The sequence below is a fragment of the Truepera radiovictrix DSM 17093 genome, assembly GCF_000092425.1.
Taxonomy (GTDB): domain Bacteria; phylum Deinococcota; class Deinococci; order Deinococcales; family Trueperaceae; genus Truepera; species Truepera radiovictrix.
Genome location: NC_014221.1, coordinates 719798 through 733702, shown reverse-complemented (window position 1 = coordinate 733702; position 13905 = coordinate 719798). Strand labels below are relative to the sequence as shown.

Here is a 13905-nt window from a genome sequence, read left to right as displayed (position 1 = left end):
CCGTTGGGGTGAGACCGGTAGCGAGCGACTTGCGCGGCGCCCATGGACGAGGGGAGCCCTACGTCGACCCACGCCGGTGCGCCTCGAGCAGCGCGTCGATGACCCTCGCCGTGCGCAAGGCGCTCTCCCCCGTGCTGGGGCACATCCCGCGCCCCGTCAGGGCGTCGACGACGGTTTGGATGAGGGGCAGCTGCACGGTCTCGGGGTAGGGCGCGGGGATCTCCTCGGTGCCCGCTGCCGTCGTGAGCTTTAGGGGTTGGCCGTTAAAGGTCGCAAAGCGCAGGCTCCCCGCCGAACCAACGACCTCGACCTCGTCGGTGGACAAGGCGGCGCTAAAACACCAAAGACCCACCCCCCGCACCCCCGACGCGAAGCGAAAGGTGGCCGTGACGAGGTCCTCGGCAGGGTAGCGCCCGGCTTGGTTGGCCGCCGCGCCCGTGACCTCCACGATGGGGCCGAAAAGCCAGTCGAGCAGGTCGAGGACGTGCGAACCCAGGTCCACGAAGAGCCCGCCCCCGGAGACCTCTGGACGGACGCGCCAGGGCAACGCGGCCCCGGGCTCCGGCGCGAAGTTCTGCTGCAGCCGGACCACCACCGCCCGCGGCTCCCCGACAGCACCCCCCTCCAACAGCGCTTTGACCTTTACAAACCGTGGCATCGCCCGCCGGTAGTAGGCCACGAACAGCGGCACACCGGCCGCCCGGCACGCGGCGACCATCGCCTCGCACTCGGCGGCGGTGCGCGCCATGGGCTTCTCCACATAGACGGGTTTGCCCGCCGCGGCGACCTCGAGCGTGTAGCGCATGTGCGAATCGGGCGGCGTGGCGATATAGACGGCGTCGACCTCGGGGTCGTGGATGAGCGCCCCCGCGTCCGCGTACCATCTGGGCACGCCGTGGCGCCGCGCGTAGTCGGCGGCTCTGGCGGCGTCGCGGCGCATCACCGCGACGAGCTCGGAGCGGGCCGCCCTCTGAAAGCCCGGCCCGCTCTTGCGCTCGGTGACGTTCCCTACCCCGATGATGCCCCAACGAACGCGCGCTGTCATGCTCCCCAGCTTACGCTAGCCGTGGCGCAGCGCTCGGTGCACCTTCAGGCTCCCAACAGCCGCGGCAGCACCCGGACGAACCAGGGGAAGTAGGTGACTAACATCAGCACGATAAAGAGCGCAGGCCAGAGGTAGAGCATGGCGCGGCTCGCCTCCTCGAGCCGCACCCGGCCGATGGCGCAGCCCACGAAGAGCGCCGAACCCACGGGCGGCGTGGTGAGGCCGAGCCCCAGGTTCATCAGCAGCATCACGCCGAAGTGCACCGGGTCCATGTTGATGGGGTCGGCGGTGACGATGGGCAGCAAGACGGGGGTAAGGATGAGGATGAGCGGCGCCATGTCCATCACCGCGCCGAGGAGTAGCAGCAGCAGGTTGATGAGCAAAAGCAGCGCGTAGGGGTTGTCGGTCAGCGCCAGGAGCCCCGAGGCGAGCGCCGCCGGAATCCGCAGATAGGCCATGAGCCAGGCAAAGGCGCTCGCCGTGGCGATGAGAAAGATCACCACCGCGATCGTCCGGACCGACCCCAGGGTGGCGTGCCAGAGACCCGTCAGGGAGAGTTCGCGGTAGACGAGCGTCGAAACCAAAAAGGCCGTGACCGCCCCCACCGCCGCCGCTTCGGTGGCGGTGAAAAACCCAAAGGCGATGCCGCCGACGATGATAAACCCCACCGCGAGGCTGGGGATGGCCGCGAGGGTGATGCGCAGGCTTTCGCCCAGGTTTGGGCGCGGCAGGGCGGGGTAGCCGCGCCGCTTGGAGAGGACGTAGGAGGCCACCATCAACGACAGGCCAATCATGATGCCGGGGATGTAGCCGCCCAAAAAGAGCGCCCCGATGGAGACCCCGCCCGCCGCGAGCGAGTAGATGACCGCGTTGTGGCTCGGCGGGATGATAATGCCCTGCACGGAGCTCGCCACCGTGATGGCGGTGCTGAAGTCGCCGCCGTAGCCCTGACGCTTCATCATCGGGATGAGGATGGTGCCGTTCGCGCTCACGTCCGCGACCGCCGACCCCGAGGCCCCGCCGAAGAGCATCGAGGAGACCACGTTGACCATCGCCAACCCGCCCGGGATCGGCCCGACGAGCACCCGCGCAAAGTCCACCAGGCGCTTGGCGATCCCCCCTTCGGCCATGATCTGCCCGGCCAGGATAAAAAAGGGGATGGCTAAAAGCGGCGTCGAGGAGACCCCGTTGGCCATGCGCTGGGCGATGATAAGAGGCGGCAGCTCGAGGGTGAGCGCGGTGATCAAGCTGGCGATCCCCACCCCCACGGCGATGGGCACCCCCGCGACCAGCAGCAGGGCGAACGAACCGAGGAGCACCCCGATGGGGCCCCACAGCGAGGGGCCGAACACCGCGACGCCACCTAAAATCAGCAGCAGGGCCATCGCCAGCAGCGTCCCCTGCAGGAGCCGGTTGCGTTTGGGGATGGCGGCGGCCTCCCCCAGCGCCGGCGGTGGGACGAAAAGCGCCCGCAGCGCGTAGAGTGCCACCAACACGCCGCCGAGCGGGATGCCCAGGTACATCCAACCGATCGGCAGCTTTGAAGCGGCAAAGGTCTGCCCCATCGTGCGGCTAGCGAGCTCGTAGCCGTAGACGACGAGGTAGACCCCGAAGCCCGCCACCAGCAGGTAGATGAGTCTAGAGACCAGGCGCTGCGCGCGCGCACCGAGCTGCCGCAGGGCAATGTCCATCGCGAGGTGCTCGCCCGCGCGGACGCCGAGGCCGCTGCCGAGCATCGCGAGCCACACCATCAGGATGAGGCTCACCTCCTCCGTCCAACGCGGCACGCGCATCCCCGGCAGGTAGCGGGCGGCGACCTGGTAGGAGATGACCACCACGATGCCTAGGAGCAAGAGGGCGGTGGTCGCGCCGACGAACCTCGAGAAGCCCCCCTCGAGCCGCCCCAGACGCGACTCGGCGCGGGGACTCGAGGCGCGCGTCCCCTCCACACGGGGTTGCTCGAGGGGCCCGGTCATCGCTACTCGGTGTCCTGGATGCGCCGAATCAGGTCGCCGTACACCGCGCTGTACTGCTCTAAAACGGGCGCGACGGCCGCTTGAAACTCGGCGATGTCCACCTCGATGATCTCGCTGCCTGCCTCCTCGACGGCTCGCCGGCTCCTCTCGACCAGCTCGGCCCACGCTTCAAACTGCACGGGAACGCTCGCTTGCGCCGCCTCGCGCACCAACGCTTGGTCTTCGGGGCTGAGGCCCGCCCAGGTGCTGCTGCTGATCATCACGACTTCGGGCACCCGGGCGTGCGCGTCCAGGGTGTAGTAGGGCGCCACCTCGAAGTGCCGCACCCCCTCGGGGCCGTAAGAGGGAAAGTTGTTTTCGGCCCCGTCGATGACGCCCGTCTGCAGCGCGCTGTAGACCTCGGCGAAGGGCAGCGGCACGGGGTCGGCGCCAAGGGCCTCCATCATGTCCAAGACCACTTGGCTCTCCTGCGTGCGGATGCGCAGCCCCTGAAGGTCGGCCACGCTGCGGATGGGCGTCTGGGTGGTATAGAAGTTGCGGCTCCCCGAGTCGTAGTAGGCCAGCCCGACGAGGCCCGCCTCCGAAAGCCCCTCGAGCAGCTCCTGACCGACGTCGCCCTCCAAGACGCTCACGAAGTGCGCCTCGTCGCGAAAGAGGTAGGGCAGGCTAAAGACGCCCATCGGCGTGTAGAACTCGCCCACCGGGCTCGTCGAGGTGCGTACGATGTCGATCACCCCGAGCTGTGCCTGCTCGATGGTGGAGCGCTCGTCTCCGAGTTGACCACCGGCGAAGACCTCCATCTGGATGCGCCCATCGCTGTTTTCGGCCAAGTAGTCGGCCATCGCCCGAAGCCCCACGACCGTCGGGTAGTTTTCCGGCTGGTTGTCGGCGGCGCGCAGCGTGATCTCCTGCGCCCCCGCACCAGCGGCGAGTGTCAGCGCTAGCAGCGCCAGAAAGCGGCCTCCCATGTACCTCACCCAACGTTGCATCAGCGTTCCTTTCCGCAGCTCGTTAGAGCTGCCTGACGCGAAAACAGGTTGATCGCCGCCGTCAGCAACGACGCTCACCCGAGTCGCCAAAACCGTTACCGCTAACACGACGCGATGTAAAAAAGCGTTAGCGAAACGTAGCACAGCCTTGGCACCCACGTCAAGATCCGTCACCACCCCTTTGTACAGCCCTCAGCGTTGACACGGGGGGTGCCCCCACCTATACTGCAGACACTACGGAGATTTCGTTAGCGCTAACGGGTTTTGTTTACAAACCTGAGTTTGAGTAAGGGAGACGATGTCTCGAGTCACGATCGCAGATGTTGCCCGCGAGGCCGAGGTTTCGGCCATGACGGTCTCTCGCGTGGTCAACAACAAGGGTGAGATCAGCCCCGCGACCCGCGCGCGCGTCGAGCGGGCTATCGAGCGGCTCGGTTACCGGCCCAACCGCCTCGCGCGGGCGCTCTCGTTGCAGGCCAGCCAGACCTTGGGGATGGTGGTGCCCGACATCAACAACCCCTTTTTTTCGGAGATCGTCCGGGGCGCCGAGGACGAGGCGTGGGAGCGCGGCTACGCGCTCATCATCAGCAGCACGGTGGAGAACCTCGAGCGCGAGGCGCGCACGCTGCAGCTCCTAGAAGACCACCACGTCGACGGCGTGCTCGTGTGCAGCCCACGCCTCCCCGACGAGACGCTCTTCGAGCTCCTCAAGGGCCACCGCGCGGCCCTTGTGCTCAACCGCAGCGCCCCCGAGGCGCTCGCGGGCAGCCTGCAGGTCGACGACACCCACGGCGCGATGCGCGCCACCCATCACCTGCTCGGGGGGGGGCGGCGAAACGTCGGTATGGTCGCCGGACCCGAGACCTCACACTCGCGCAAACGCCGCGTGGCGGGCTACACCACGGCGCTCGAGACCACCGGCAACGAGGTCGTGCCCTCGCGCATCGTCTCCTGCGTACCCGACGAGATGGGCGGCTACGAGGGGGCGAGAGCGCTGCTCAGGGCGCACCCCGAACTGGACGGTCTCCTCTGCCACAACGACCTCGTAGCCGTGGGGGTGCTCCGAGCCCTCCGGGAGCTGGGGGTGCGGGTCCCGGACGACGTGGCGGTGGTCGGCTGCGACGACATCCGTCTAGCGAGCCTCGTCACCCCGAGCCTCACGACGCTGCGCGTGGACAAACCGGCTCTCGGGCGCCGCGCCGTGAGGCTGCTGCTGGAGCGGCTGGGCGCGCCGCCGGAGGAGGCGCCGGCGCCCGAAGCGGTGAAACCCGAACTCGTGGTGCGCGAGAGCGCGCCCTAGACGCCTAGGAGGTCGCATGCCAAGCCAGCTCCCCGAACCCTTACCGGTGCCCCCGGAAGCGCGCGCTCATCCCTCGTTCCGGCTACACGAGGGAGCGGCCCTCTGGCTGGCGGGGGCGCGCCTCGCCGTGCTGGCGCCGCCCGAGCACCCCGCGCTCACCCGCTTTCGCGGCGAGGTGCAGCACGTAGGCGACCACCGGCTGCTGCGCGCCGAGCGGAGGGCCGAAAACGCGGCGGCGCTTAGAGCGCTCCTCCCCGACCTGCAGCCCCGCCCGTTGGGGCTCGTCACCTCGGCGGGTTTCGGCGACCGTTTGGGCGTCGCGACGCCGGGGCACGTGCGCGCCGCGCAGCGTTACGGGGCGGGGGTCGCACCCGTGTTCGCGCAGCAGTCGATCCGCGAAATGACCCGCACGGGCCGCACCCCGCAGGAGGTCCTGGACGACGCCACCTGGGGCGCCTTTGCAGCGGGCTGGCGGGGCGCGCTGGGCGCCGACGCCGACCACCAGAAGACGGTGGCGGACCTTGAGCGCTGCGCGGCGGCGGGCTTTACCCTCTTCACGGTAGACCCCAGCGACCACGTGGACGACAGCGCGCATGGCGCCCCCGCAAGCGACCTCGAGGCGAAGGTCGCGGCGCTGCCGTGGCGCGAGCTGGAGACGACCCGGGCCGACTTCGAGCGCTACGCGGGGCGCAGGCTCGAGCTCGGGGACCGTGAGCTCGTGTTAGCACGTGAAGCCGTGCTGCGCGCCGGCGCCAAGTACGCGCGCGCGGTGCTGCACGTCGCGACGCTCTACCGGCACCTGGAGGGCAAGGGCGCGCCGTTCGAGCTCGAGGTCTCGGTGGACGAAACCGCGACCCCCACCTCGCACGCCGAACACGCGGTCGTGGCGCTTGAACTGAGGCGCCTCGGCGTGCGCTGGGTCGGCCTCGCGCCGCGCTTCGTCGGGCGTTTCGAGAAAGGGGTGGACTACCGCGGCGATTTGGGCGAGCTCAAGGCCGACCTAGCGGGGCACGCGGCGCTCGCCCGGTCTTTGGGGCCGTACAAGCTCTCCTTGCACTCGGGTTCGGACAAGTTCAGCGTCTATCCGCTTATTGCCGAGGCGACCGGCGGGATGGTCCACCTCAAAACGGCCGGCACGAGCTACCTCGAGGCGCTGCGCGTCGCCGCGCAGGTCGCCCCGGGGCTCTTCCGCGAGATCCTGACGCTCGGGCGCGAGCGGTTCGCGGTGGACAAACAGAGCTACCACATCTCGGCGGCGCTCGCGCGGGTGTCCGAAGCGGACACCCTTACCGACGACGAGCTGCCGAGGCTTTTGGACGACGACGACGCCCGCCAAGTCCTGCACGTCACCTTCGGCTCGGCTTTAGACCGCTACCGAGCGCCGCTCTTAAGGGTGCTGGAGGCGCATGACGAAGCGTACCAAGCGGGGTTGGCGGCGCACTTCGCGAAGCACCTCACCCCGTTTGCGGAGGTCGCACCGTGAACCGTACTGAAAGCCGTACTGTAAACCGCGCGTCAAGGCGCCCGCTCAGCCCGCCGCTGCTGATCTCCGTCACCGCCCTCACGGTCGCCTTCACCTTCGCGCTGCCTTTGCTCTTTCACCTCCTGCCCTCGCCGGGTATTCCGCTCGGCGCGCGCTTGTTGCCGATCTTTTACGCGCCCCTCTTGGCGGCACACTTCTTCCCCCCCGTCGTCGCGTTCGTCGGGGGCGCCGTCGCGCCCTTTGTCAACCACGCCGTGACGGGCAACCCGCCGCTCCCGCTGGCGGCGCAGCTGAGCGCCGAGCTGCTCGTCTTCGTCGGGGTGCTGCTCCTGCTGCGGCGGCGCTGGCCCCAGTTCGCCCTAAGCGCGCCCTTAGCCTACCTAGCGGCCAGGGTCGTGGTCTTCTTCGCTCAGCAACCTGCGGCGCTCATTAGCAGCGACGCTTGGGGGGGGCTTTTCGCGTCGCTCCAGGTGGCGCTGCCTGGCCTCGGCGCGCTCTTGGTGCTCGACCTCGTCGCGCGCTCGAAGCACACCTGGGGGAAAGATGTTTGACTTAAGCGGCAAAACCGCCGTCGTCACGGGCGGCACGGGGGTGCTCGGCGGGGCGCTGGCATTAGGGCTCGCGGCAGCGGGCGCGAAGGTCGGGGTGCTGGGGCGGCGCACGGAGAAGGCCGAGGCGGTCGCCGCGCGCCTCCGCGAAGCGGGTGGCGAGGCGCTCGCGCTCACCGCCGACGTTACCGACAAGGGGCAGCTCGAGGCGGCGCGCGCGCGGGTGCTCGACGCTTGGGGGCGGCTCGACATCTTGGTCAACGGCGCGGGCGGCAACCTGCCGGAGGCCACCGCCGCGGGCGAGCGGAGCTTTTTCGGGCTCTCCCAAGCGGCGCTGCAGGAGGTCGTGGCGCTCAACCTGTTCGGCGCGCTGCTGCCGTCGCAGGTCTTCGGCGAGGCGATGGCGGCGGCGGGGCAGGGGGTGATTATCAACATCTCGTCGATGGCCGGGGGGCGCCCCCTGACGCGCGTGGTCGGCTACGCCGCCGCGAAGGCCGCCCTGGACAACTTCACCCGCTGGCTGGCGGTCGAGTTCGCGCAGAAGTGCGGACCTGGGCTGCGCGTCAACGCCATCGCGCCGGGCTTTTTTCTCGGCGAACAGAACCGCGACCTGCTCCTTGACGACGACGGTTCGCTCTCCGAGCGGGGCCAGCAGATCATCGCGCACACCCCCATGGGCCGCTTCGGCGAACCCGAGGAGCTCGTCGGGACGGCCGTGTGGCTCGCTTCGGACGCCTCGAGCTTCGTCACGGGCGTCGTCGTCCCTGTCGACGGCGGCTTCTCGGCCTTTAGCGGGGTCTAGCGGTGGCGGTCATCGGCTGGGGCAGCGAACACGACACCCTGACGGAGGGGCGCGTGCGGGCGCTCTTCATGGAGGCGTTCGCGGACGAACCCACGGACGGCGAACGCGTGCTCGTCATCATCCCCGACGGCACCCGCACCGCCCCCGTGCCGCTTCTCTTCCGGCTCCTCTACGAGGTGCTGGGCGCGCGCGTGTCACGGCTCGACCTCCTCATCGCGCTCGGCACCCACCAACCGATGCCAGAAGCGGCCATCGCCAAACTCGTCGGCGCCGACGCTGCGGAGCGGCGCGCGCGCTACCCCAAGTCCGAGGTCTTCAACCACCGCTGGGACCAGCCCGGCGCCCTGGAGACGGTCGGGGTGATCGGCGCCGGCGAGATGCGCGCGCTCACGGACGGTTTGGTGGCGCGCGAGACGCCCATTACGCTTAACCGCATGATCTGGGCGTACGACCGGCTTTTGATCGTCGGCCCGGTCTTTCCCCACGAGGTCGCGGGCTTTTCGGGGGGCGCCAAGTACCTCTTCCCCGGCATCGCGGGGCGCGAGATCATCGACGCGACCCACTGGCTCGGGGCGCTCGCGACGAGTTACGCGACCATCGGCGTCAAGGACACGGCGGTGCGGCGCGTTCTGCACCGCGGCGCGCGCTTCGTCACCGAGCGCAAACCGCTAAGCTGCCTCAAGCTGGTGATGAAGGGCTCGGCGCTGCACGGGCTCTTTATCGGCGACCTCGAGGCGGCGTGGGAGGCGGCCGCCGACCTGTCGGCGAAGCTCAACATCATCTACAAGCCAAAGCCATTTACGAGCGTGCTGTCGATGCCCTCGACCAAGTACGACGACCTCTGGACGGCCGCCAAGGCGATGTACAAGACCGAACCGGTGATCAAAGACGGCGGCGAGGTCATCATCTACGCGCCGCACATTACAGAGGTCAGCGTGACCCACGGCAAAGCCATCGAGGCGGTCGGCTACCACGTGCGCGACTACTTCTTGGGGCAGTGGGAGCGCTTTAAAGACCACTCGTGGACGGTGCTGGCGCACTCGACCCACGTCAAAGGGGCGGGAACTTTCGAAGGCGGCGTGGAGCGCCCCCGGATCCAGGTGACGCTGGCGACGTCTGTCCCCGAGGAGGTCTGTGAGCGGATCAACTTGGGCTACCGAGACCCTCGTGGGCTCGACCCCGAGGGTTGGCGAGACCGCGAGGACGCGGGCAAGCTGCTTGTGGAGAATGCGGGCGAGGTGCTCTACCGGTTAGAGGGGAGCGTGTGATGGGCGCTGCAGGGACTGAGAAGCCGCAGCTCGAGCTCCCTATGCTGCTCGCGCGCCTCGCGCGGCTCGAGCTCCCCCCCACCGACGTCGTCGTCGGCGTCGCCACCGGTGGGCTCGTCCCGGCGGCTCTGCTGGCCTACCGCCTCGGCTGTCCGCTCCTCACGCTCCACCTCAACTTCCGCGCGCCCGACAACACCCCGCAGCACCCCGCGCCCGTCTTGAAAGCGCCCTTCGACGGGGGCGCTGTCGCGGGCAAGCGCGTGCTGCTCGTCGACGACGTGAGCGTGACCGGTCAGACGCTTTTAGCGGCCAGGGCGCTATTGCCCGCTTGCGAGCTCACCACCTTGGTCTTTAAGGGGCGCGCCGACCTGGTGGTATTGCCCGAGCTCAAAGGCTGCGTCCGCTGGCCCTGGCAGGCGAGCGCGTGACCCCCGACCCCGCTCACCCTATCGTCATCCTCATGGGCGTCTCCGGCGCGGGCAAGACCACCGTGGGGCGCGCGCTCGCCGAGCGCACGGGGTGGGCCTTCATCGACGCCGACGACGTCCACCCGCCGGAGAACGTCGCCAAGATGGCGCGCGGGGAGCCCCTCACCGACGCCGACCGCGAACCCTGGCTGCGCGCGCTCGCCGCGCTGATCGACGCGCACCGTGCGCGGGGGGGGGCGCTCGTGCTCGCTTGCTCGGCGCTAAGGGCGCGCTACCGCGACCTCCTGCGCCGCCCCGAGGTGCGCTTCGTCTTTTTGGAGGGCGACCGCGAAACGATCCGCGAGAGGCTTGAAGCGCGCACTGGGCACTACATGAAAGCGGGGCTTCTAAAGAGCCAGTTCGAGGCGCTGGAGAGGCCCCGCCACGCCCTCGTGCTGGACGTCCGGCGCAGCGTGCCCGAGCTCGTCGAGGCCGTCGTGCGCTACCTCGAGAACCAACCGGAGGACCGATGACGACCAACCCGTCCACCTGGGCCCACGACCCCGACCGCCTCTTTGCCGCCGAACCCCGGCAGCGGGAGCTCGCCCGGCACCTCTACGAGGGCGTCGCCGAGCTCCCGCTCGTGTGCCCCCACGGCCACGTCCCCCCGCGCCTGCTGGCCGACCCCGACGCGACGCTGGGCACCCCCGCCGAGCTCTTCGTCATCCCCGACCACTACGTCACCCGCATGCTTTACAGCCAAGGGGTGAGCTTGGCGTCGCTCGGCGTGCCGACCCGTGATGGCAGCTCGGTCGAGACCGACCACCGCGAGATCTGGCGGCGCTTCGCCGCGCACTTTTACCTCTTTCGCGGCACCCCGACCGGGCTCTGGCTCAAAGACGAGCTCGTGCGCGTTTTCGGCGTCACGAAGCCCCTCAATGCCGACACCGCCGACGCCATCTACGACGAGCTTACGGAGAAGCTTGCAGAGCCCGAGTACCGCCCACGCGCCCTTTTTAAACGCTTTCACATCGAGGTGCTCTGCACCACCGACGCGGCCACGGACACCCTCGCCGAGCACCGCTCGCTGCAAAGGGAGGGGTGGACGAACGTCCGCCCGACCTTCCGGCCGGACGCCGTGGTGAACCTAGACGCCGAAGGGTGGCGGGAGAACCTGGACAGACTGGGCGAGGTCTCCGGCCTCGAGGTCACCGACTACCGGCGCTTCGTGGCGGCGCTCGAGGCCCGCCGCACCTTCTTCAAGGCGCTGGGCGCCACCGCCACGGACCACGCCGCCGAAACGCCGCACACCGAGCGTTTAAGCGACCGCGAGGCCGACGCGATCTTCCAGCGCGCCCTCGCCGGGGAGAGCAGCGCCGAGGACGCCGCGCGCTTCACCGCCCACATGCTCCTGGAGATGGCGCGCATGAGCGCCGAGGACGGCCTCGTGATGCAGCTCCACGTGGGCAGCCTGCGCAACCACAACCGGGCCGTGTTTGCACGCTTCGGCCCCGACAGGGGCGCCGACATCCCGCTGCAGACCGAGTGGACGCGCTCCCTACGCGCCCTACTCAACGCTCACGGGAGCGACCCCGCGTTCCGCCTCGTGGTCTTTACCCTCGACGAGAGCACCTACAGCCGCGAACTGGCGCCCTTGGCCGGGCACTACCCCGCCCTGCGCCTGGGGCCGCCCTGGTGGTTTTTCGACTCGGTCAAGGGGATCGAGCGCTTTTTGGACGCCGTGGTGGAAACCGCCGGGGTGTACAACCTAGCGGGCTTTAACGACGACACCCGCGCGTTCGCCTCCATCCCCGCCCGCCACGACGTGTGGCGCCGCACGGTCTGCAACTGGCTCGCCGGGGAGACGCTGAGGGGCGTTTTGGATGAAAGCGAGGCGGCGGAGCTGGCGCATGAGCTCACCTACGGGCTGGCGCGGCGGACCTACCGGCTCGCGTAGCTCCGCAGGGCTCCCCGCATAGGGCTGACTGGTAGCGTCTAGAGGTGTCTCGCTCCCCCACCCTCGCGCCCCCCTTAACCGCGCCCACGCCGTGGCGCATCGGCCTCACCCTCGCGGTCGGCATCCTGGCGGGGTCGACCGCAGCCATCCTCATCCGTTTGGCCCTCGCGGCGAGCAGCGCCCCCGCTCCGGGCGTGAGCCTGCTGATCGCCGCCGGCCGCCTCGCGCTCTCGGGCCTTTTGCTCTCCCCGCTGCTCCTGCCGCTCCGCAAGACCCCGCCCCAAGGGGGGGCGCTGCGCTACGCGGCCCTCGCCGGCGCCATGCTCGCGCTGCACTTCGCGGGCTTTATCACCGCGCTCTCGCAGACCACCATCGCGGCGGGGGTGACGCTTTCGAGCAGCAGCCCGGTGTGGATCGCGCTCCTGTCCTGGCTCTGGCTGCGCGAGCGCCTAGGCCCGCTGCGCTTTGCCGCCCTGCTCGTGTCGCTAGGGGGCGCGCTGGTCATCGGTCTAAGCCAGGGAGACGGCGGCGCGGGGGCGAACCCGCTACTGGGCAACGCGCTCGCTTTAGCCTCGGCGGCGGCCGTCTCGGTCTACTTTCTGCTCGGCCGGCAGGCGCAGCGGCGCGGCCTCTCGGCGGGGCAGTTCGCCGCCCTGAGCTGCGTCACGGGGGCGCTCGTGCTCGCGCCCTTTCCGCCCCTCGCGGGGGTCGGCTACCTCGGCCATGGCGGCGACGTCTACCTCTACATCCTGCTCATCGCGCTCGTCCCGCAGCTCGTCGGCCACACCATCTACACCTGGACGATGCGCTGGGTGTCCCCGACCGTGGTGTCGCTCATCATGCTGCTCATCCCCGTGCTCTCGAGCCTCCTCGGGTACGCCGCCTTCGGCGAGGTGCCGGGCGCGGGGACGGCGCTAGGGGCGCTCGTCCTGCTCGGCGGGCTCGCCCTGGCGACGCTCTCGCTCGCGCGGGACCGTCCCTGACGCCACCCCCTGGCGCTGCACGACCCAGAAGAGCACACCGGAGAGGGCGAGCGCCCCGGCACCCACGAGCGTAAAGGTCGCCGCCGGCCCCACGCTGCCGTAGAGCACCCCGCCCACGAGCCCCCCCGCTGCGCCCCCGAGGCCCATCATGACGGCGCTAAAGAGCCCCTGCGCCGTCACCTTGAGCCTGGGCGGCGCGAGCGCGTCGGCGTAGGCCACCCCGGCGATCCAGATGACCGAAAAGGTCGCCCCGTGCAGGAGCTGCACCGTGAGCACCCACGGCACCGCGCCCCCTACGGGGTAGAGCAGCAGGCGCACCCCGAGGAGCGCGAGCGCCCCCACGAGGAGCGCGGGCGCCGCAGAGCGCCTCAGCAGGAGGCCGCCCAGCAGCGTAAAGGGCAGCTCCGACAGGGTCGCCACGCTGAGCGACAACCCCACCACCGTCCGGCTCGCCCCCAGAGCGGCGAGGTAGAGGTAGACGTAGTTGCTGCACACCGCGAGCGCGAGCCCGCCGGCGAACACCAGCGCCAGAAATACCCCCCAGCGCGCGCTCAGCAGCTCGCGGGCGGCCAGGGCGCGGCGGAGCCCCCCTTCGGAGCGCTCCAAGGGGAGCAGAGCGCCCATGACGAGGCAGGCGAGCAGCAGCCCGGCGGTGACCCAGAAGGCGACGGGGAGCCCGTAACGCTCGGTGAGCGCCCCCACCGAGGGCGCCGCGAGCCCCCACCCGACGACCCCCCACACCCGGTAGCGGCCGTAGCGCTCCTTGTGCTCGCCGAGCGCCGCGAGCACGGTGCTGTCCACAAGCGGGGCGAGCGGCCCGAAGCAGAGGGCGAAAAGCGCCACAAAGAGGGCGAGCGGGCCGTACGCCGCACTCTGGGTGAGCCCGAGCACGCCGAGGGTGGCGCCCAGGTGCAGCCCCACGAGGAGGGCGCGGCGGCGGCCCACGAGGTCGGCGAGCACGCCCATACCAAACGTTCCCGTCATCAGCATGAGCGGCAGGAGCGCGGTGAGCGTCCCGATGCGCTCGCCGCTAAAACCGAGCTCGCCGTAGAGCAGCACCAGCGAGGGCAAGAGCGCGGCCATCGCGGCGTAGTAGCAGAAGTAGAAGCCTTTAGCGGCGGCGCCGCGTCTCATCGGTCCCTTTCGC

At 69.9% G+C, this 13905-nt stretch carries 13 protein-coding genes; 9 read left to right on the top strand and 4 right to left on the bottom strand.

The window, feature by feature from the left end; translation table 11 throughout:
- Positions 1-58 precede the first annotated feature (58 nt).
- The 3 genes from TRAD_RS03345 to TRAD_RS03335 are packed head-to-tail and all read right to left on the bottom strand — an operon-like array spanning position 59 to position 4010.
- On the bottom strand, positions 59-1045 hold the full coding sequence (locus TRAD_RS03345) for a Gfo/Idh/MocA family protein (protein ID WP_013177175.1): 987 nt from the start codon (positions 1043-1045) through the stop codon (positions 59-61).
- Between the two features lie 44 nt (positions 1046-1089).
- Complete coding sequence (locus tag TRAD_RS03340) at positions 1090-3021, bottom strand: TRAP transporter large permease (RefSeq protein WP_013177174.1); 1932 nt, start codon at positions 3019-3021, stop codon at positions 1090-1092.
- Positions 3022-3023: 2 nt separating this feature from the next.
- Complete coding sequence (locus tag TRAD_RS03335; protein ID WP_013177173.1) at positions 3024-4010, bottom strand: TRAP transporter substrate-binding protein; 987 nt, start codon at positions 4008-4010, stop codon at positions 3024-3026.
- Positions 4011-4308: 298 nt separating this feature from the next.
- On the opposite strand from TRAD_RS03335, the gene TRAD_RS03330 reads away from it, so the two are divergent.
- The 9 genes from TRAD_RS03330 to TRAD_RS03290 are packed head-to-tail and all read left to right on the top strand — an operon-like array spanning position 4309 to position 12758.
- Positions 4309-5310, top strand: a complete 1002-nt coding sequence (locus tag TRAD_RS03330) for a LacI family DNA-binding transcriptional regulator (protein WP_013177172.1) — start codon at positions 4309-4311, stop codon at positions 5308-5310.
- A gap of 16 nt (positions 5311-5326) precedes the next feature.
- Positions 5327-6793: a tagaturonate epimerase family protein gene (locus tag TRAD_RS03325; protein ID WP_013177171.1), complete on the top strand. Its 1467-nt coding sequence runs from the start codon at positions 5327-5329 to the stop codon at positions 6791-6793.
- On the top strand, positions 6790-7344 hold the full coding sequence (locus TRAD_RS15025; protein ID WP_013177170.1) for an L-asparaginase family protein: 555 nt from the start codon (positions 6790-6792) through the stop codon (positions 7342-7344). The genes TRAD_RS03325 and TRAD_RS15025 overlap by 4 nt, the downstream gene beginning before the upstream one ends.
- Entirely contained in the window at positions 7337-8143 is an 807-nt protein-coding gene (locus TRAD_RS03315; RefSeq protein WP_013177169.1) for an SDR family oxidoreductase, read from the top strand. The genes TRAD_RS15025 and TRAD_RS03315 overlap by 8 nt, the downstream gene beginning before the upstream one ends.
- A 2-nt stretch (positions 8144-8145) precedes the next feature.
- Positions 8146-9411, top strand: coding sequence for a lactate racemase domain-containing protein (locus TRAD_RS03310; RefSeq protein WP_013177168.1), 1266 nt, complete (start codon positions 8146-8148; stop codon positions 9409-9411).
- Positions 9411-9839: a phosphoribosyltransferase gene (locus TRAD_RS03305; RefSeq protein ID WP_013177167.1), complete on the top strand. Its 429-nt coding sequence runs from the start codon at positions 9411-9413 to the stop codon at positions 9837-9839. Before TRAD_RS03310 ends, TRAD_RS03305 begins: the two co-directional genes overlap by 1 nt.
- Positions 9836-10351, top strand: a complete 516-nt coding sequence (locus tag TRAD_RS03300; RefSeq protein WP_013177166.1) for a gluconokinase — start codon at positions 9836-9838, stop codon at positions 10349-10351. Before TRAD_RS03305 ends, TRAD_RS03300 begins: the two co-directional genes overlap by 4 nt.
- On the top strand, positions 10348-11775 hold the full coding sequence (gene uxaC, locus TRAD_RS03295; RefSeq protein WP_013177165.1) for a glucuronate isomerase: 1428 nt from the start codon (positions 10348-10350) through the stop codon (positions 11773-11775). Before TRAD_RS03300 ends, uxaC begins: the two co-directional genes overlap by 4 nt.
- A gap of 44 nt (positions 11776-11819) precedes the next feature.
- Positions 11820-12758, top strand: a complete 939-nt coding sequence (locus TRAD_RS03290; protein ID WP_013177164.1) for a DMT family transporter — start codon at positions 11820-11822, stop codon at positions 12756-12758.
- On the opposite strand, the gene TRAD_RS03285 is transcribed toward TRAD_RS03290, so the two are convergent.
- On the bottom strand, positions 12690-13892 hold the full coding sequence (locus TRAD_RS03285) for an MFS transporter (protein WP_013177163.1): 1203 nt from the start codon (positions 13890-13892) through the stop codon (positions 12690-12692). The two genes, TRAD_RS03290 and TRAD_RS03285, sit on opposite strands and share 69 nt — an antisense overlap.
- Positions 13893-13905: the final 13 nt, after the last annotated feature.

Bases quoted from the DNA above. Each gene is read 5' to 3' on its own strand.
- TRAD_RS03345 (WP_013177175.1), bottom strand. From the start codon at position 1,045: ATGACAGCGCGCGTTCGTTGGGGCATCATCGGGGTAGGGAACGTCACC.
- TRAD_RS03340 (WP_013177174.1), bottom strand. From the start codon at position 3,021: ATGACCGGGCCCCTCGAGCAACCCCGTGTGGAGGGGACGCGCGCCTCG.
- TRAD_RS03335 (WP_013177173.1), bottom strand. From the start codon at position 4,010: ATGCAACGTTGGGTGAGGTACATGGGAGGCCGCTTTCTGGCGCTGCTA.
- TRAD_RS03330 (WP_013177172.1), top strand. From the start codon at position 4,309: ATGTCTCGAGTCACGATCGCAGATGTTGCCCGCGAGGCCGAGGTTTCG.
- TRAD_RS03325 (WP_013177171.1), top strand. From the start codon at position 5,327: ATGCCAAGCCAGCTCCCCGAACCCTTACCGGTGCCCCCGGAAGCGCGC.
- TRAD_RS03315 (WP_013177169.1), top strand. From the start codon at position 7,337: ATGTTTGACTTAAGCGGCAAAACCGCCGTCGTCACGGGCGGCACGGGG.
- TRAD_RS03305 (WP_013177167.1), top strand. From the start codon at position 9,411: ATGGGCGCTGCAGGGACTGAGAAGCCGCAGCTCGAGCTCCCTATGCTG.
- uxaC (WP_013177165.1), top strand. From the start codon at position 10,348: ATGACGACCAACCCGTCCACCTGGGCCCACGACCCCGACCGCCTCTTT.
- TRAD_RS03285 (WP_013177163.1), bottom strand. From the start codon at position 13,892: ATGAGACGCGGCGCCGCCGCTAAAGGCTTCTACTTCTGCTACTACGCC.